The 16692-nt window shown below is 64.8% G+C and carries 21 protein-coding genes; 16 read left to right on the forward strand and 5 right to left on the reverse strand.

The genetic code is table 11. The annotated features are described in order from the left end of the window. The first annotated feature begins 87 nt into the window (after positions 1 to 87). The 6 genes from KBI52_RS19125 to KBI52_RS19150 all read left to right on the forward strand — a co-directional run bounded on the left by KBI52_RS19125 (position 88) and on the right by KBI52_RS19150 (position 4813). A complete protein-coding gene (locus KBI52_RS19125) occupies positions 88 to 354 on the forward strand; it encodes a hypothetical protein (protein WP_210810485.1) in 267 nt (88 codons plus the stop codon). 161 nt (positions 355 to 515) lie between these two features. Further along, positions 516 to 1604 carry a TRAP transporter substrate-binding protein gene (locus tag KBI52_RS19130; RefSeq protein WP_173947017.1) on the forward strand — a complete coding sequence of 363 codons (1089 nt, stop codon included), beginning with the start codon at positions 516 to 518 and terminating at the stop codon, positions 1602 to 1604. Between the two features lie 160 nt (positions 1605 to 1764). After that, positions 1765 to 2370 (forward strand): DUF2939 domain-containing protein, encoded by a 606-nt coding sequence (locus KBI52_RS19135; protein ID WP_173947018.1) that lies wholly within the window; start codon positions 1765 to 1767, stop codon positions 2368 to 2370. Between the two features lie 71 nt (positions 2371 to 2441). Beyond that, positions 2442 to 2756, forward strand: a complete 315-nt coding sequence (locus tag KBI52_RS19140) for a glycine zipper domain-containing protein (protein ID WP_210272057.1) — start codon at positions 2442 to 2444, stop codon at positions 2754 to 2756. Between the two features lie 390 nt (positions 2757 to 3146). After that, positions 3147 to 4235, forward strand: coding sequence for an AI-2E family transporter (locus KBI52_RS19145; RefSeq protein ID WP_173947019.1), 1089 nt, complete (start codon positions 3147 to 3149; stop codon positions 4233 to 4235). A 230-nt stretch (positions 4236 to 4465) separates the two neighbouring features. Beyond that, positions 4466 to 4813: a hypothetical protein gene (locus KBI52_RS19150; protein ID WP_173947020.1), complete on the forward strand. Its 348-nt coding sequence runs from the start codon at positions 4466 to 4468 to the stop codon at positions 4811 to 4813. Between the two features lie 31 nt (positions 4814 to 4844). On the opposite strand, the gene KBI52_RS19155 is transcribed toward KBI52_RS19150, so the two are convergent. The 3 genes from KBI52_RS19155 to KBI52_RS19165 all read right to left on the reverse strand — a co-directional run bounded on the left by KBI52_RS19155 (position 4845) and on the right by KBI52_RS19165 (position 7348). After that, the gene (locus tag KBI52_RS19155) at positions 4845 to 5066 is read right to left on the reverse strand and encodes a hypothetical protein (RefSeq protein ID WP_173947021.1); all 222 of its coding nucleotides are present in this window, start codon (positions 5064 to 5066) and stop codon (positions 4845 to 4847) included. Positions 5067 to 5089: 23 nt separating this feature from the next. After that, positions 5090 to 6481 carry a M10 family metallopeptidase gene (locus tag KBI52_RS19160; RefSeq protein ID WP_210810526.1) on the reverse strand — a complete coding sequence of 464 codons (1392 nt, stop codon included), beginning with the start codon at positions 6479 to 6481 and terminating at the stop codon, positions 5090 to 5092. 363 nt (positions 6482 to 6844) lie between these two features. Next, on the reverse strand, positions 6845 to 7348 hold the full coding sequence (locus KBI52_RS19165; protein WP_173947022.1) for a YcgN family cysteine cluster protein: 504 nt from the start codon (positions 7346 to 7348) through the stop codon (positions 6845 to 6847). Positions 7349 to 7696: 348 nt separating this feature from the next. Here KBI52_RS19165 and KBI52_RS19170 point away from each other — a divergent pair, with 348 nt between their 5' ends. The 7 genes from KBI52_RS19170 (at position 7697) to KBI52_RS19200 (ending at position 14074) form a co-directional block, all read left to right on the forward strand. Beyond that, a complete protein-coding gene (locus KBI52_RS19170; RefSeq protein ID WP_210810490.1) occupies positions 7697 to 9904 on the forward strand; it encodes a transglycosylase domain-containing protein in 2208 nt (735 codons plus the stop codon). A gap of 20 nt (positions 9905 to 9924) precedes the next feature. Beyond that, positions 9925 to 10575, forward strand: a complete 651-nt coding sequence (locus tag KBI52_RS19175) for a DUF1214 domain-containing protein (RefSeq protein WP_210810493.1) — start codon at positions 9925 to 9927, stop codon at positions 10573 to 10575. Further along, positions 10572 to 11135 (forward strand): hypothetical protein, encoded by a 564-nt coding sequence (locus KBI52_RS19180; RefSeq protein WP_173947025.1) that lies wholly within the window; start codon positions 10572 to 10574, stop codon positions 11133 to 11135. The genes KBI52_RS19175 and KBI52_RS19180 overlap by 4 nt, the downstream gene beginning before the upstream one ends. Positions 11136 to 11139: 4 nt before the next feature. Beyond that, on the forward strand, positions 11140 to 11649 hold the full coding sequence (locus KBI52_RS19185; RefSeq protein WP_210810498.1) for a GNAT family N-acetyltransferase: 510 nt from the start codon (positions 11140 to 11142) through the stop codon (positions 11647 to 11649). 590 nt (positions 11650 to 12239) lie between these two features. Beyond that, a complete protein-coding gene (locus KBI52_RS19190; protein WP_210810502.1) occupies positions 12240 to 13151 on the forward strand; it encodes a hypothetical protein in 912 nt (303 codons plus the stop codon). A gap of 108 nt (positions 13152 to 13259) precedes the next feature. After that, on the forward strand, positions 13260 to 13844 hold the full coding sequence (locus KBI52_RS19195) for a carboxymuconolactone decarboxylase family protein (RefSeq protein WP_210810506.1): 585 nt from the start codon (positions 13260 to 13262) through the stop codon (positions 13842 to 13844). A gap of 47 nt (positions 13845 to 13891) precedes the next feature. Further along, positions 13892 to 14074 carry a hypothetical protein gene (locus tag KBI52_RS19200; RefSeq protein ID WP_210810536.1) on the forward strand — a complete coding sequence of 61 codons (183 nt, stop codon included), beginning with the start codon at positions 13892 to 13894 and terminating at the stop codon, positions 14072 to 14074. Here KBI52_RS19200 and KBI52_RS19205 read toward each other — a convergent pair. After that, positions 14071 to 14412: a DUF1491 family protein gene (locus KBI52_RS19205; protein WP_173947029.1), complete on the reverse strand. Its 342-nt coding sequence runs from the start codon at positions 14410 to 14412 to the stop codon at positions 14071 to 14073. The genes KBI52_RS19200 and KBI52_RS19205 overlap by 4 nt on opposite strands. After that, complete coding sequence (locus KBI52_RS19210; RefSeq protein ID WP_210810513.1) at positions 14412 to 15272, reverse strand: peptidoglycan-binding domain-containing protein; 861 nt, start codon at positions 15270 to 15272, stop codon at positions 14412 to 14414. Before KBI52_RS19210 ends, KBI52_RS19205 begins: the two co-directional genes overlap by 1 nt. 353 nt (positions 15273 to 15625) lie before the next feature. Here KBI52_RS19210 and KBI52_RS19215 point away from each other — a divergent pair, with 353 nt between their 5' ends. From KBI52_RS19215 to KBI52_RS33490, 3 genes are all read left to right on the forward strand, one after another. Next, the gene (locus tag KBI52_RS19215; protein ID WP_210810518.1) at positions 15626 to 15946 is read left to right on the forward strand and encodes a hypothetical protein; all 321 of its coding nucleotides are present in this window, start codon (positions 15626 to 15628) and stop codon (positions 15944 to 15946) included. A gap of 41 nt (positions 15947 to 15987) precedes the next feature. Continuing rightward, positions 15988 to 16443: a SufE family protein gene (locus KBI52_RS19220; RefSeq protein WP_247654501.1), complete on the forward strand. Its 456-nt coding sequence runs from the start codon at positions 15988 to 15990 to the stop codon at positions 16441 to 16443. A 95-nt stretch (positions 16444 to 16538) separates the two neighbouring features. Further along, positions 16539 to 16667 (forward strand): hypothetical protein, encoded by a 129-nt coding sequence (locus KBI52_RS33490; protein WP_256439503.1) that lies wholly within the window; start codon positions 16539 to 16541, stop codon positions 16665 to 16667. Positions 16668 to 16692: the final 25 nt, after the last annotated feature.

Consider the following 16692-nt stretch of genomic DNA (forward strand, 5'->3'; position numbering starts at 1 on the left):
ACCGTGCCGGGGACGGCTGTTCTGCGAATAATGTTACGATAAATCCTTGCATAGGCTGCAGGTCGTGCTAATCCTCGCGGCATGAGCATGCCCGACCCGACCGCCCCTGCCTCGTTCGATCCGGACCTTCACGGCGCCGACCTCGGCGTTGCCCTGCGCGATGCGGCGGGACGTTGCCGGCACGGGGCCGAGCCGCCTGGCGAGACCGGGGGCTCCGTCATTCGGCCGGACGTCGTCGCTGCCGTCGCTCCAGGCTTCGTCTCATGGGCGACCCTCGAAACCGCCATGGGCCCGCGCCGGATCATGTCCTGGACGAAGCGCCGCGCGCCAGGTGCCGTCCGGCGCCGGCGCTGACGGGCGCGCCCTGCGTCTTTCCCGAGCAAGATCAAGGCTCTGAGGGGCGGACGCATAGATCATTAGTCGATAGTACCGCCAGGCTTCTTGCGAAGGGAACCGAATTTAGTGTCAAGTGGCGCCAAGTGACGGAAGTCACGAGCCAGAGAGGAAAAAAAGCAATGAAACGTCGTCAGTTCCTGCAGGCCGCAACGGTCGGCGCCGCCGCCACCGCGGTGGCCGCCCCGGCGATCGCCCAGTCCAGCCCGGAGATCAAGTGGCGCCTGCAATCGGGCTTCCCCAAGTCCCTCGACACCATCTTCGGCGCCGCCGAAGTGATCGCGAAATACGTCTCGGAAGCGACGGACGGCAAGTTCCAGATCCAGCCCTTCGCGGCCGGCGAAATCGTCCCGCAGCCGCAGATCGCCGACGCGGTCGGCAACGGCACGGTCGAGCTGGGGCACACCTGCTCCTACTATTACTTCGGCAAGGATCCGACCTTCGCCCTTGGCACGGCGGCGCCGTTCGGCCTGAACGCCCGTCAGATGAACGCCTGGCTCTATCAGGGCGGCGGCAACGATCTGCTCAACGAGTTCTATGCCAAGCACAACCTCTACGGCATGCCCGCCGGCAACACCGGCGTGCAGATGGGCGGCTGGTACCGCAAGGAGATCAAGACGGTCGACGACCTGAAGGGCCTGAAGATCCGCATCGCCGGCATCGCCGGCATGGTGATGCAGAAGCTCGGCGCCGTGCCGCAGCAGATTCCCGGCGGCGACATCTATCCGTCTCTCGAGCGCGGCACCATCGACGCCGCCGAGTGGGTCGGCCCCTATGACGACGAGAAGCTCGGCTTCTCGAAAGTCGCCCCGTACTACTACTATCCGGGCTTCTGGGAAGGAGGCCCGGCGATCCACCTGTTCGTCAATCAGGGCAAGTGGAAGGAACTCCCGAAGTCGTACCAGGCGATCCTGACGACGGCGGCCGCCTATGCCAACAACGACATGCTGGCCAAGTACGACGCCCGCAACCCGGCCGCCCTGCGCCGCCTCCTCGGCGCCGGCACGCAACTGCGTCCGTTCTCGCAGGAAATCCTCGAAGCCGCCTACAAGGCGACCAACGAGGTCTTCGACGAGGTCTCGGCCAAGAACGCGGATTTCAAGAAAGTCGTCGACGCGGTCAAGGGCTTCCGGAACGAGGAATATCTCTGGTTCCAAGTGGCGGAATACGCCTACGATACCTTCATGATCCGCGCCCGCGCCCGCGGCTGATCCGTTCAGAGCCATCACCGTAGAGAGGGCGGCCGAAAGGTCGCCCTTTTTTCTCGCCCCCTTCGTGCCCAGATAAGACGCTCGCCGCAACGGACCTCGTGCGCTCGCGCCTCGGCGGGCGCTGGGCCATCGCCTGAGTATCAAGGGGCACCGACAGACGATGCGTTGGACGTTCCGGATCAGTTTTCTCCTTTTCCTCGCCTGGGCGATCTTCATGGTTTCGCCCTTCGTCGCGCTCTACGATCTCTCGAAGGCCGTCGAAGCCCGAGACATCGGTCGGATCACCGAACGGGTCAACTTCAATGCGCTCCGCGCTTCCCTGGCCCGTCAGATCCTGGGCGAGTACCTGAAGAGCCAGGACCTCGACGGACTTGGCCAGCAGGCTGCCGCACAGGCCGGCACCGCCGTCCTGAACCCGGTTCTCGAAGAACTCATCACGCCGCAAGCCGTCATCGACCTTCTCGACGACGGGCAGTTGCAGCAGGTGGCCGGCCCGCAGGGCCGCGGCGCCCTCTTTTTCCCCGTCGGCTTCGATGCTTCGTCGCTCGAGAACGGGTGGCGCACCTTCATCTTTTCGGAATCGCAAGGCTTCCGCTCGGTCACCATCCCGCTCCCGCCCGATGAACCGAAGGAGCGACAGTTCAAGATCACCCTGCGCCTGAGTGGCACAACCTGGCGGCTGACGGGGATCGAACTTCCCGATCCGCTTCGGGAAGAATTGATCAAGCGCGCGACGGCCGCAACGAAGTCTAGGCCAAGGCTCTAAGGCTAATGCTGGAACCTTAAGCATAAAAGGGGCGTTACCCATCAGACGATTATCTGATGAAGGATCAAGTTATGCGTAAGTTTGCTTTCGGGATCGCCGCAGCCTCCCTCTTGATCATGCCTCACCTTGCTTCGGCACAGGAAGGCACCGCCGCAGGCGTCGCAACCGGCGCTGTGACAGGCGCCATCGTCGGAGGTCCGGTGGGCGCGGTCGTCGGCGCCGGGGTCGGCGGCATCGCGGGTGGTCTCGCCGAGCAGAACGCGAAGATGCAGAACGCCCCGGGCGTCGTCGTGGTCCCCGATGCCGCGACGACCGGGTCGATCCGGCAGCGGACATGCACGGTGGACGCCTACGGCAATCAAGCCTGCACGGAGGTCGTTCGATAGCGGGAGAGTCGATCAGAGATGCCGAAAAGCCCGCCTGGGAAACCAGGCGGGCTTTTCGCTACGCGGGACTAAAACAATCCCTAAACAGTCCTCATCGATGAAGAACAGTATTCAAAACGTTGGTCAGTGGATGAATAGCCACCCCACCATTGCGAGCGGAAACACAGTGCCAAGAATAAAACAGATGACTTGCGAAGTCATTTGAATCCCTCCATGGCACGATAACCGGTAACATTAAAATACGTTCCCCCGAACTACGAAACTGCGCAAACAGATCCCGCGGAACCACAAGGATGTAGTCTGAAATATCTTGGATCTACGTCGACATCGATTGAGGGAACCGAGCCCCGCCGCCTCGATTGTCACAACAGACAGCGTGAGGCGTAAACGATGATGGATCAGGACCGTTCCGGGTGGGGCAACATGGACGACGCGCAATTCGTCCGTAAGACCTTGATCGTTCTAGGCATAGCGGCGCTCGCCCTCCTCCTGTGGAAGCTGTCGGATGTTCTTCTCCTCGCCTTCGGGGCCGTTCTGGTGGCCATTCTTCTGCATGCGGCTTCGGAGGCTCTCGAACGCTTTCTCAGGGTGCCCAGCCGCTGGAGCTTGACCGTTGCCAGTCTGCTCATCTTCATCCTGTTCCTGGCCATCATTACGCTGTTCGGAACGCAGGTTCGGGCCCAGTTCTCCAACGTGGTCGAGCGGCTGCCTTCGGCAATCGACAATTTCAGCAAGCAGCTCGGCATCGGCCCAGTGAGCGACGATCTATCGGAGATCGTGAACAATGCGCCGACCAGCGGAATGGCGGCTCGGCTCGCCGGGATCGGCGGCGCCATTCTGGATGGGCTGGCGGACTTCATCCTGGTGGTGATTGCAGGCCTCTACATCGCGGCCGCGCCGCGCGTCTACCGCCAAGGCTTGGTCAAGCTGTTTCCCGTAAGGCATCATGGGCGGGTCGAAAGCTCGCTGCAGGCATCCGGCCAAGCCCTGAAGCTGTGGCTGACCTCGCAGCTGATCGCCATGGCCTGTGTGGCGGTGCTGTCGACCATCGCGTTCTGGCTGATCGGCCTGCCCTCCGCGCTTGCGCTCGGCCTCATTGCGGGCATGGCCGATTTCATCCCGTTTCTCGGCCCGATCCTGGGAGCGCTGCCGGCCGTCCTGATCGCCTTCAGCGTGAGCGGCGAGGCGGCGCTCTGGACCGTGGTCGCGGTTATCGCGATCCAGCAGATCGAGGGCAACGTGATCTTCCCGATGGTTGCGCGACGGGTGATCAGCATACCTCCGGCTTTGGCGCTGTTCGCCATCCTGATCGGGAGCGTCCTGTTCGGGACCCTGGGGCTGATCTTCGGCTTCCCCCTCGCGGTGGTCACCTATGTGCTGGTGAAGAAGCTTTATGTGCGCGAGACGCTCGGGGAGCAGACCGACGTCCCGGGCGAGCCGGGCCATGGCGGTCGACGGGAGGCCGATTCGAAGGCGTGAGACCAAGCGAGACACGCGAGGCCGACAAGGCCCACGGCCGCCTGCAATCCCGAGGAACACGCCCTTGAGCGCATGAGCATATGCCTTACACTATGATTAGCTTCTATGCGGCGGAATGAGATCCTGCGCGTCCTGCACCTTCTCGCCAGACAGGTCCCGCATCGTTTTGAGTCCAGGAATGATCGTTCGAAGTTGGGGTCCGACGAAATCGATACATGAAGGAGGCTGGCATGAAGGCTTATAAGCTCGGTCTGTTGGCGCTGTTCGGAACCCTGTCAGGCCTGCCAGCTGCGGCGCAGCAGCTCCCCCGTTTCAATGTCGAGGCAACCTGCAAGGAGGCCCAGCCCCTCACTCCACAGGATACGAACCCTTACGAGAGCTGCATGCGGGACGAGACGGCAGCCGAACGCCAGCTCCGAGACATCTGGAGCAGCGCGCCGGAGGGCACGCGCACGACCTGCGGGCAGGAAGCGCAGATCGGCGGGACGCCCAGCTATGTGGACATGCTCACCTGCCTGCAGGTCGCCCAGGGAACGAGCCCGACCCTGACGTCGCGTCGCCGGAAGCCCGGCCAGTAAACCGCTCGGGCGAGCTCTGGACCAGACAATCTCACATTTGTGGTGGCGGAATGGGATTGGAGCGGCGCGGCTTTGGCGCCGCGACGAGGCGAAACTGCACTGGGGGCGACGTCCAGTCGAACGGCAGTTGGAGGGGAACGGAGCAGGTGGTCAGCAGGTTGCGGCCCTCCCCGTTCCTGACCTCGAACACGAAGCCGGGCCGCTCCAGCTGCGCGCAGCTTGGCCACCGATCGAAGTCGATCCAGTCACTCATCGGCGGATCTCCTCGAACCTCCATCAGAGAAGGAAGTCGCTCGCGGCGAGGGTTGTGATTCCTGCGACATTGATGCGGAAATCCGCGATCTTGTCGCCGTTGACGTCCCCGGAGAGCACGCTGCCGGAGAAGGCCAGCTGTCCGCTCGCACCCGTGAACGCCTTGTTGCCGATGAACGAGAATGCCTGATCCCCGCCGGCCGCCGTGTTGGCATCGATGGTGCGCAGATCGATGCGGTCGGAGCCCCGCAGGAAGTCCTGGATCGTATCCCGCGCGTTTGGGAGAGAATCCTTGACGGAGTTGAAATCGAAGATGTCAGCCCCGGCGCCTCCGGCGAGCGTATCGGCTCCCGCACCTCCCTCAAGTGAGTCGCTTCCTCCGATGCCGTACAGCCTGTCCGAGCCGGAACCGGCTCTGAGCAGGTTGGCGCCATCGTTACCGGTCAGGGAATCATTGCCCGATCCGCCGACGGCATTCTCGATGAGCGACCGGGCATCGCCCTGGAAAAGCAAGGCATTGGCGATGTTGCCGGCGGCCGTTTTCGTGCCCTCCCAGTTCAGTTTCGCCAGTTGAGCCGTGGACGTCTTGATCCATTCACCGGGACGGAGATCGATAGTGAGGTTCGATGTATAGGCGGAAAGGTCGTAGGTATCGTTTCCACCCCCGTCCCAGATCGTGAGGAAGACCTTGTTGGCGCCCGGCCTCCCCTGGCCGACCCCGTTGATGGACATCTCTCCGGTCGTCGGACTCCACGCATAGGTCGAGTTGCCGCCATTGGTGGCGTAGTTTGCCCCGTACATCTGCTGCACGGCCGCGATATCGTACATCATCAGCGACTGCGCATAGCTCCAGGTTTCATTCGTGTAGCCTGCCGTGTTCGAGGCCCCGACATAGGAGCGATAGCTCATGACCGTATACTCCAGCGAGTCTCGGTCCTGCGGCATGACGTTGCCTTCATGCGTGTGCTCGAGCCCGAGCGCGTGCCCGAGCTCGTGCAGGAACACCATGAAGGCGTAGTTGCCCTTCACGGGGCTGGTGAAATAGCCGTTTGAGCTGTTGAACCAGACATCCCCACCTTCGGCCGCCGTATTGGGGAGGTAGGCCCAGGCCGACTCGGTCTTGTCGGACATCGCAAAGCGGATGTCGGCGTGCTGCGTTGCGGTTTCGCCGCTTTCGGTGAATGCCAGGTTCGCGACTGCCGCATATGTCTTCAGAGCATTGCGTGCGGTCGTCTGCTGAACTGCACTAAGGCTGCCGAAATTCGTAATGTTCTCCGCTGTACCGTAAGAATTTCCGTAGTCGGAACCAATCGTAGGAAAGCTATAGATTAAGCTGTTAGACGCCCATTTATAATCGCCGAGAACACCATCGATATACGCATTTCCAGTCATGCCGTAAGTAGCAATAGCAGGCATAGAACCACCCTGTTTGGAAATTATTCTGAAGAATAGTGGGATCAGAGCTGTTGCGGGGTCGATAAGGTTTGCCTTTAGGCGCGACCGTGGCAATTACCCGAAAGAGATGAGGGTGACTCTAAAGGGGTAGAATCGCGCGTCGCACCCGATGCCTCAGGCTCCCAGGCGCCGGTGGCGAGACCGGGTCGCCGCGCTTTCCCAGGGTGCGGAGGAATACGTCAGAGGCTTGAGAGCACGGGATCTGCGGCGGTTTGTCCTGCAGGATGAACAGGACCTTCGAACGCTGCACGGAGGGGTGCGTGGGCTGGCACGCGCCAAGGACGCCCCCTGGAACGGCGGCCTTGCGATTCGACCGCCGAGCGGTCACTCGTTTCTGGCGCCCGGGTCTTCCATCGGCCAGTCGGTGATGCGCTCCAGGAGTTCGGCGATCGTGAACTCCTCCTCCGGTCCTGCGACCCGGTCACGGACAGAGATCCCGGCCGCATGCACCGTCTCCGGGTCCCCCGAGACGAGCGGGTGCCACCAGTAGAGGTCGTGACCCTCGGCGAGAAGGCGATAGGCGCAGGTCTCGGGCAGCCACGAGAGGCTGCGCACCGCCTGAGGCGTCAGACGGACGCAATCGGCCACCTTGGCCTGACGGTTTGGATAGTCGCGGCAGCGGCAGGTCTGGTCGTCGAGAAGAGTGCAGCCCACGTCCGTGTACATCACCTCGGCCGTATCCTCGTCCTCGAGCTTGACCAGGCAGCAGCGTCCGCATCCGTCGCACAGGCTCTCCCATTCATCGAGGCTCATGGCTTCGAGCGACTTCGCGCGCCAGAAGGGCTGCTCCTCCGGCAGAGGGCGAATGACGGGTGCGGCGTTTGGCATAGGGGCGCTTTGACGTCTCATTGAGGCGGTTTGAAGGAACGTGCTAATCCGCACGGAAGGCCGCCCTTACTTCCTAAGAGGTAAATCTCTGTGAACCTACAAACAAGGTTCTGAGTTATATATATCAGCAGCGCCACGCTTCGGCGTCGCCGCCAGCGTATCGGGCAGAACGGGAAGTCCGCGTCAGCACAAAGGGGACCGGGCTCATCTTTCCGCGCGAGGCGTTACCGAGAAGGCCGAGCCTCGGATGCATCCCGAAAGTGCATTCCTCTTTTGGGACCGATGCTCTAGGGAATTCAAAGATCATAATCGAGGCATGTCAGGTCTCTGACTGCCCAAAGGACCACCGTGAGCCAGCAGCCCCCCATCCCTTTTACGACGCGGATCAAGCGCGCGGCGCTTTGGTTCGATGCGTGGCTCAACTCCGCGCTGTTCCAGAGCGGACGTGGACTGGCGGGTGCCTGGGGCTGGTACTCGGAGAAGATGAAGTGCCTGCGGTTCCGCGGCCCCCTTCGGGTCATCCTGGATCTGACCAGCGAGGCCACGACCCTGGGCTCCTTGGGCGCGGTCGTCATGCTGGCGCTCGCCCTGCCGGCGTTCCGCGAAACCGAGGATGACTGGCTCAAGACACAGGATCTCGCCGTCACTTTCCTCGATCGTTACGGACAGGAGGTCGGGCGGCGCGGCCTGCACCTCGACGATTCCTACAAGCTGGAGGATTTCCCGGACTACATGATCAAGGCCGCGCTGGCGACGGAAGACCGGCGCTTCTATGACCATTGGGGCATCGATCCGATCGGCACCTTCCGGGCCGTCGTGGTGAATGCCCAGGGCGGCGGCGTGGTGCAGGGCGGCTCCTCCATCACCCAGCAATTGGCCAAGAACCTCTTCCTCACCAACGAGCGCTCCTTGGAGCGCAAGATCAAGGAAGCCTTCCTGGCGGTGTGGCTGGAGTTCCATCTGACCAAGGACGAGATCCTCAAGCTCTATCTCGACCGGGCGTATATGGGCGGTGGCGCCCATGGCGTCGTAGCGGCGGCCGACTATTATTTCAGCAAACCCGCCAAGGAGCTGACCCTGGCCGAATCCGCCATGCTGGCCGGCCTGTTCAAGGCTCCGACCAAATACGCCCCGCACGTGAACCTGCCCGCCGCCCGCGCCCGGGCGAACGAGGTCCTGCGCAACATGGTCGAGGCCGGGTTCCTGACCGAGGGCCAGATCCAGACGGCCCGCCGGAACCCTGCGACGCCGGTGAACCGGGAGCGCGAGACGACCCCGGACTTTTACCTCGACTGGGCCTATGATCAGGTCAAGGGTCTGGCCTCTCAGAAGAAATTCGGTCACGAGCGCGTGCTGATCGTGAAGACGCCCCTCGACACGGCCCTCCAGCGGCACACGGAAGAGACCCTGGAGAACATGCTTCGCCAGCACGGCCGCCAGTACAAGGCCGGCCAGGGCGCGATCGTCGTCATGGACGTGGACGGCGCCGTGCGCACGATCGTCGGCGGGCGGGACTACGGCCAGAGCCAGTTCAACCGCGCCACGGCCGGCCTGCGGCAGCCCGGCTCGTCGTTCAAGCCCTTCGTCTATGCCGCCGCCCTGACGACCAATCCGAAGCTGCGCCCCAACTCGGTCGTCGTCGACCAGCCGATCTGCCTGGGCAACTGGTGCCCGCAGAATTACGGCCGCTCCTTCTCCGGCTCCATGCCCCTTGTCTCGGCCCTGGCGCGATCGATCAACTCCATCCCGGTCCGCATGTCGCTCGAAATCGGCAAAGGCAATGCCAAGGCCGGCCGGGCGGTGATCATCGACACGGCCAAGCGCATGGGCCTGACCCACCCGCTGACGGATTCGAGTTCGCTGCCCATCGGCGCAGCCGAGGTCACCCCGATCGACATGGCGGCATCCTACGCGGTCTTCGCCAATGGCGGAAAGCGCGCCGACCCCTATGCCGCCTGGGAGGTCCGCAACTCGTCGGGCGAGGTCATCTACCGCCACGACCGGGATACGCCGCCCAAGCAGGTGCTCGACACCCGCGTGGTGAACGACATGAATTTCATGCTCAACAAGGTGGTCGAGGAAGGCACCGGCAAGCGCGCGGCGCTCGAGGGCATTCCGGTCGCGGGCAAGACCGGCACCACGAACGGGTACAAGGATGCATGGTTCGTGGGCTTCACCGGAAACCTCGTCGCCAGCGTCTGGTACGGCAACGACGATTCGAGCCCCATGAACGAGATGACCGGCGGCACCCTTCCGGCCATGACATGGCATGAGGTGATGGGGGTCGCTCACCAGAACCTTGAGATCCGCCCCATCCCGGGCGCAAGCCCGGCGAATGCCTCCCGGGTGGCCTCCGCCAAGGGGCCGGCGGCCGATCAGGCCCAGGCCCCGACGCAAGCGTTCCTGGCCGGCACGCTCTCCCGCAAGTCCTATGAGGTTCTGGGCGGCATCGGCAGCCTGTTCCAGTCGATCGACCGCTCCGCCACGATGGGCAAGGCTCCGGAGACGCCGAGCAGTTCCGCCGTCAATGGCCGTCGCCAAGTGGCCATGCCGTAACGATGCAGACCGAGGCTCCCTTGACGAACGCCCATCCGGCCGCGTCCATGCGTGCGCCATCGCGCTCGGCGTCATCCCTGACCGTCAGACGTGTCCCGACGGCCTTTCTCGTCGTCTATGCGCTGCTTCTGGCGCTGGGGTTGGGGCTGGGCTCCGCCTATTGGGCCATCAACGGCGACCCGCCTTTCGGAAGCCTGCGTCTCGGCCCCTGGCAGGCCTGGCCGAAGCTCGGATCGCCGGAGGCTGATCCCTACATGCGCGCGATCCTCGCCCGGCGCGGCGACATTCCTCTCGCCACCGGCGAGGGGCTCGGCTTCACCGCCCGGACCGACAGCGACGGCATGCCGTTCGACTCTGCCTGCACCTACGCGGTCGGGGCTGTCGCCCCCGTCGCGCGGGTCTGGACGCTCACCCTCTACGACGGAGACGGGCGGCTTCCGGTGACGGAGCTCGGACGCCGGAGCTTCACCTCGGCTGAACTGCTTCGGGACACGCAGGACCGGTTCAGCATCGTCCTGTCCCGCACGCTCCAGCCTGGCAACTGGCTCCAGCTTCCCGCCTCGGGATCCTTCGCGGTCGCCCTGCGGCTCTACGATCCCCCCGGGGCTGCCGGCGCGAACCTGGAAGAGGTCGATTTTCCCGTCATCCAGCGCCTGGGGTGCGGATCATGAGAGGCTTCGGTCGCTTCTTCATCGCCACGCTGTGCGGCATCGTGATCGCCGCGGGGGTTCATATCGCGGCCATCCTCGCAAGTCCGTACCTTGCCGAACAGGATGCCTTCGCCAAGGTCCAGAGCACGCTGACCGCCGACAAGGCGCAGATCATCAGCGCACCGGGCGGCGAGAGCACCTGGCTGCCGCGCCCGGATCCGGCCGTCGCCGTGGCGGCCTGCGCGTTCGACCTGCGCAACGGCCCCATGCGCGTTGCGGCTCAGACCGGGTCGCTCCCGCTATCCTTCTCGTTTCACAAGGAGTCGGGCGGCGTGTTCTTTGCCGTCACCGATCGTGCCGCCGTGCGGGGCGAACTCGAGATCGTCGCCATGACGGCCCGTCAACTCGACGAGGCACGCGCCGCCGAGGATGAGAACGACCCGTCGCGCGACGTCCGGATCGTCGCCCCGGAACAGCAGGGCTTCGTGATCGTGCGCGTGGCGGCTCCCAGCCCGAGTCTGCGGCCGCAGGCCGAGGAAGCCGCCAAGGCCGTGTCCTGCACGGCCGAGCAGGACCCCTGACCCTATGGCCTGGCGCCTCATGACGCCCGAGGATCTCGCCCAGGTGCAGGTTCTCGCGGACATGATCCATGTCGACCACCCGGAAGACAGGGCCGTGCTGGCCGAACGTCAGCGTCTTTATCCAACGGGGTGTTTCATGCTGACCGAGGATGAACACGCCATCGGGTACGCGTTCACCCATCCCTGGCACCTCGGGGAGCCGCCACGGCTGAACAGGCTGCTGGGGGAACTCCCGTCCAGCCCGACGACCTATTACATCCACGACGTAGCCCTGCTGCCGACCGCGCGCGGCAGGGGCTACGCCGCGCAGGTGACGGACAGGCTGATTGCTCACGCCCGGGAGGCCGGCTTCGACAATCTGTCGCTCGTCGCCGTCAACAAGTCTCAGACGTTCTGGGAGAAAGCTGGCTTTCGCGTGCTGGCCGCAGAAGGCCTGAAGGCGAAACTTGCGAGCTACGGGCCGGATGCGGCGCTCATGATGCACCGTCTGGCAAGCCCGCCGCGTGGCGCCTAACGGCGCCTCATCGTCATGAAAATCAGGATGGACTACGAGCGGCGACGTCCCGGGCTGTTGGAGGCCAGGGGACGGGAAGGACCGGGGTTGGGAGAAGGCCGCTCATAGCGCACGCCGGTGAAGAGAAGGATCTCGCCTCGAGGCTCGCCGGCGGACAGAACTGGGCGCTGTGGACGCTCGGAATGATCCGGAAAGGCGATCACCACTCCCGGTGATCTGGTCCAGACGTCTCGCATTGTGCCCTCCTCTATCGTGCCACTGACTGCCTCTATGACTGACTCACAAAAAGTGACCTATGGTTAACAGTTCGTTTCCGCGGGGCTCTGCGCTGCAGAAAATTGCTTGCCCTGACATGAAAACAACAATCACTGCCGCGCTTATGTTCCCTGAGGAGGACGCCTAGAACCGGGTGGCCGCCTCCCATTAAAGATGCGCTAAGGAAGGGCTCCTAGCCTTCGCTCGGCTGCGTTGAAGCGAGTGTGAGCATGGTGCCCTCTGCCAATCCCGATCTGTGGTCGGACCTGTCCGGATTCGGATCCTCGGCGGGCCGATCCGATGCGTGCTCTGCTCTCCTAAAAGTGAACGCGGACATGTTCGTTGCCGCGCCGACGCGCGACCGCGAGAGCATCGAAACGTTCGAGACCCTCGTCCTGGGCTTCCTGCCGAAGGCCGATTCTGCGACCCTTCTCGAGCTGGCCCGCATCCTCGCACCATGCCCGGATACGCCGATCTCGGTGCTCGACTACCTTTCGCGGCATTCACCCGATGTGCGCGCGATCGTGCTCCGGCACGCGGCACGGCTGCCGCCGGCGCTTGGCACGAAGCAGCTGGCGACGCCCGAGGGGCGCCTCGCCCTGGCATCGCAGCCGGACATCGATGCGGCAGCCATCCCGCGATTGCTCGCATTGCGTGAGAGCGCGGTCGAGGACGCGCTCGCGGCCAACCCGGCTTTTGCTCCGGACACCGCGTCTTTCGCAGATCTCCTGCGGCGTGCCCGCTGCCGTCCCGCCCTCGCGTCCCTTCTTCTCACACGCGCCGACCTCCCGACGTCAGCGCTGGCATCCCTTTATCTCACGGCCGATCCGGAGCGTCGCAAGGTCATCCGGGACCGGGTCGCACAGGCCCTGGCCCACCGGCGCGCCACGGTGGCGTTCACGTTGACGGAGCAGGATCTGGCCGATCTGCTGGCCACATGTCTCAAGGGCGACGACCGTCGGCTCGAGCATCTCCTCACCACGCTTTTCGGCTTTCCCGCCTCGACGGAATGGCGTCTCCTCGAAATCGGACGCCATCGGATTCTTGCTCTCGCGCTGAAGGCCCTCGGAGTGACGCGAAGGGACGCGATCAGGATCTTCCTCACCTTGCACCCGGCTCTGTCCTATCCACTCTCCACGATCCGGGAGCTGATCCGGGAGCTGCGCGACGTTCCCGCTCCCGTCGCGCTCGTGGTCGTCGAGTCCATCCTGGATGTCAGGGCATTCTCCGGGGAAGTCCTCGCGTAGTGTCCGAAGAGATTCGCGCCCTTCGTCCCACGACGCCATGGGAATGACTGCCGGACCGACCGGCATTCTGCTAGATTGCCTGCATCGGCGATCTGCCCGGAGGGTCGAATGTACCTGCACACGATCGAGGAAGAGCAAGCCACCGGCCAGGTCGCGGAAATCTACGAAAAGCAGAAAGCGCAGCTCGGTTTCGTGATGGAAGCCGCGAAATGCTTCACGGCCCGGCCGGATCTCCTGCCGATCTATACGGATTTCTCGGACCGGATCCGCGCAGGCTTTTCGCTCGGATTGCGGGAATGGCGGCTGATCACGCTGATCGCCGCAAAGCACATCCCGTCGACCTATTGCTCCCATGTCTACAGCAAGCAGCTCATCGCCGATCTCGGCTCGAAGGAGACCGTCCTGGCGGTTCAGCGCGATTTCCGGACCGCGGGCTTGCCCCACCGGGACGTGGCGATGCTGGCCTACGCCGAGAAGGTCGTACAGGAGGCCTCCCAGGTCACCGCGGCCGACATCGACCGGCTGCGCACGGCCGGGTTCTCGGACCAGCAGATCTGCGACATCGCCCTGTGCGCCGCCTTCCGCTGCTTCGTCAGCCGCTTCTTCGACGCGATGGGCGCCGGCACCGAGGACATGTTCATCGACGACGATGCCGAATTCCGCGCGACCATGAGCGTCGGCCGCCCTCTCTGACAGCGTCGGACCGCCCCGCCGGCATTTCTACGATCTGGACGAAGCGAGTGAGAAAATCGCCGCATTTCTTCGACGGCGAAGCATTGTCGAACGCCCTGTCGCTGACCATGGTCGCCATGGCGGCTGCACCCGGGTTCTCTCCCCTGCCCGGCAGCGCGCTCGACGCATCGTCGACGCCCTCGCTGAAGCCGGCGGCCGGTGCGACCTGCAGGCTTTGGCCAGTCGCCTAATCGTCTGCCGCAAGGTCGAGGAAATGGCGCCCTGCCCGGTCGTCGACCTCGACCAGCCAGAGGTCCGGGTCGAAGCGGAGCTCGCGGGCCATGCGCTCCTCCACGTCGAGGGGCATCACGCCCTGCAGGATCGGCGCGAACAGGCGCTCGCCGCTCTCGTCGAGGAAGAGCTGCGGCGCGGGACCGTAAAGGCTCGCGGTGCCGTCGAGCTGATCGACCTTGATGAAGATCGCACCGGCCTCGGCGGCGCCGCGCTTGCGCAGAGCGGCGTCGACACCTTCCACCGAGCACCGGCGCAGATAGGCGGACACCCAGAAGTCCGAGCGGAGCCGGGACACTACGGGACCGCGACGCCGGAGGCGGCGGAGAGCTCGCGGACGGTCCTGGCGTTCAGCTCGCCGGTGACCGGCAGCCGGCGGTCCTGCTCGAAGCGCTCGATGGCCTGCCGCGTGCCCGAGCCCATCAGCCCGTCCACCTTCACGCTGTAACCCAGCCGTGCGAGGGCACGCTGGCCGGCGAGAACCACGTCGCCCTGGTCGGGCCTGCCCACGTTGCCGGGCGGAACCGGGACCGGGCCGCCCATGCGGATCATGTCGGCGATGGGATCGCGCGCGGCACTGCGCACCGGTGGGGCGGCAGGCGCGGGTGCGGCCGGGACCGGCGCGGCGGGAGCGGAGGCCTGCGGGGCTCGCGCCGGCACAGGCGCAGCTGCGACGGGCTGGCCGCCGTTGCGGATCATCTCGGCGATGGGATTGCGGGCGGGCGGCTTCGGCACGGCGGCCGGCGCCGCCTCCGCAAGGGCATGGGCGACTGCCTCATGAGGCGCGGCCGCCTGTGCCGGCTCGTCGGCGGGCCTGGAGCCGGGACGGGCCGGCGGCAGCGGACGGGCGATTCCGGCTTCGGTGTCCGGCTCCGGCGCCAGCACGACCTCCCGGGTGGTGAAGAGCGGCGCCGGATGGCGGCTGATCTGGAGCGCCAGGGCGTTCCAGGCGATCATGCCGCCGCATCCGGTGAGGAAGAGGGCCGCCAGGATCTGACGCGGATGCTCGACCACGAAGGACGCGGCCCTCTCGCCGAGGCCCGGCCTGCGCGGCGGCCTGGCCGCACGCTTCTGGGTCGGTCGGGCCGGAGCCTTCCGGCGCACGACCGCCGGCAGGTCGAGGTCGTCATCGGGATGGTCGACAAAAGCTTCACGCAAGGCAGTCGTTTCCGTCTTCGAAGATGGATGTCGTTCTGGTCTTCACGTCCCGCAAGGCAAGGCGTCCAGGCACCGTTTTCTGTCTTTCTCACGGCAAAGCCTGACAGAGCCGGTTTAAGCGAAACCTAATTGCCTTGGCCGTGCGGCCGAAACGGGGCCCGGCCCAAGCGGCCGGCCCGGCCCGGCCCTCAGGCGCCCAAAATTTCGACTTTGTTTTCAGAGACTTGGCGCAGCGCTGGCCCGGCAAGACTTCGTTCATCCTGTTTCCAGATTCCTCGCGCGCCTCCCGGGCGCAGCCGGCCCAACTCCGTTATGATGCTGCATCGATCCTCGTTTCAGCACCCGACCGCCTCATGTTTTCGATTCTGCGCTTCATCCTCATCGTCGGGGCCATTTTCTACTACTCGCCCGTCCGCCAGCACGGCGAGGGAACGGCCGACCTCCAGGCCCTCCTCGCCCCGAAGACGAGCGAAGCCACTCCCGAGAAGTCGACCGCGGAGAATCGGCCCGGACATCTCGAGACCGTCTGGAAGGCCCTTCCCGACAGCGCCAAGCAGGCCGTTGTCGACAAGATCCTGACCACCTCCGGCTTCCCGGCGGCCGGTCCCGCCAAGCCGACGGACACCCTGCGGCCCGAGGATCGGGCGCCGGCTGCGTCCAAGCCTCGCATGTAAAGGCGGCGCCCTCGGTCGCCAAACAGACCGGCGATGATTATATGTCCGGCAGACACCGCAGGATCGCCATGCTGCCGACCATCGACGACATCGTTTCCAACTTCGACCTGCTCGACGAGTGGGAGGAGCGCTACCGCTACCTCATCGAGCTCGGCCGGCTCATGGAGCCCTTGTCCGACGAGGCGCATAACGACATCAACAAGGTTCAGGGCTGCGCCAGCCAGGTCTGGCTCCAGACCGATCTCGACCGGCGGGAGGGCAATCCCGTCCTGCATCTGCGCGGCGACAGCGACGCCCATATCGTGCGCGGCCTCGTGGCGCTCCTGATTTCCCTCTACAGCGGCAAGACGGCCTCGGACGCTCTCGCGACGGACGCGCTCGGACTGTTCAAGGAACTCGGCCTGTCGGAGCACCTGACCCCGCAGCGCTCCAATGGCGTCAGGTCCATGGTCGAGCGCATCCGCCGCGACGCCCAGATGGCTTTGGCGGCCACCTGAGGGCCGATACGCGGCGGTCGACCGGACAACCCGCTCCCGGCCCTGGACCGGTGGTTCCGCCCCTGTGAGGCGATGTGCCCGTCCGGATCGGCATTGTGGGTCCTGACACTCTCGATCCTGACACCCTCCTCGTCATCACCGGGCTTGTCCCGGTGATCTCGATCGTTTGGAACGCCGCGCTCTCCCGGATCGGGATGGCCGGCACAGGGCCGGCCATGACGTGAGAGGTTGGTGGGACGGGGGAGCGTC

It is taken from the genome of Microvirga sp. HBU67558, assembly GCF_018069605.1.
Classification (GTDB): domain Bacteria; phylum Pseudomonadota; class Alphaproteobacteria; order Rhizobiales; family Beijerinckiaceae; genus Microvirga; species Microvirga terrae.